Source organism: Vibrio splendidus (assembly GCF_002873455.1).
Lineage (GTDB): Bacteria > Pseudomonadota > Gammaproteobacteria > Enterobacterales > Vibrionaceae > Vibrio > Vibrio splendidus_J.
This window is the reverse complement of record NZ_MCUN01000048.1, coordinates 1-385: the sequence shown is the minus strand read 5'-3', so window position 1 is coordinate 385 and position 385 is coordinate 1. Positions and strand designations below refer to the sequence as shown.

Sequence of the window (385 nt, the reverse complement as noted above, 5' to 3'; positions counted from 1 at the left end):
AAGGTAACAATCAAATAGATGGTGCCCCGGGCCGGACTTGAACCGGCACAACGCGAACGTCGAGGGATTTTAAATCCCTTGTGTCTACCAATTCCACCACCAGGGCACGCAATTCTTTATTGCGATGCCGATTACTGAAAAGTAAAACACCATCTTAATGTCAAAATGAATCAACATTACAAAATTTGGAGCGATACATCGGGTTCGAACCGATGACCTCAACCTTGGCAAGGTTGCGCTCTACCAACTGAGCTAGTATCGCATTTTCATTCTTCTTACCTCTTCTCATTAACTAAGAAAAAGAGAGAATGGAGGCGCCTCCCGGAGTCGAACCGAGGTCCACGGATTTGCAATCCGCTGCATAGCCACTCTGCCAAGGCGCCTT

Annotated in this window: 3 tRNA genes; all 3 read right to left on the bottom strand. The window is 47.3% G+C overall.

Annotated elements, in window-relative coordinates:
- Nucleotides 1-19: 19 nt before the first annotated feature.
- Nucleotides 20-106 (bottom strand) — tRNA-Leu (locus tag BCU75_RS20740).
- Nucleotides 107-186: 80 nt separating this feature from the next.
- Nucleotides 187-262 (bottom strand) — tRNA-Gly (locus BCU75_RS20735).
- 47 nt (nt 263-309) lie between these two features.
- A tRNA-Cys gene (locus tag BCU75_RS20730) sits at nt 310-383 on the bottom strand.
- Nucleotides 384-385: the final 2 nt, after the last annotated feature.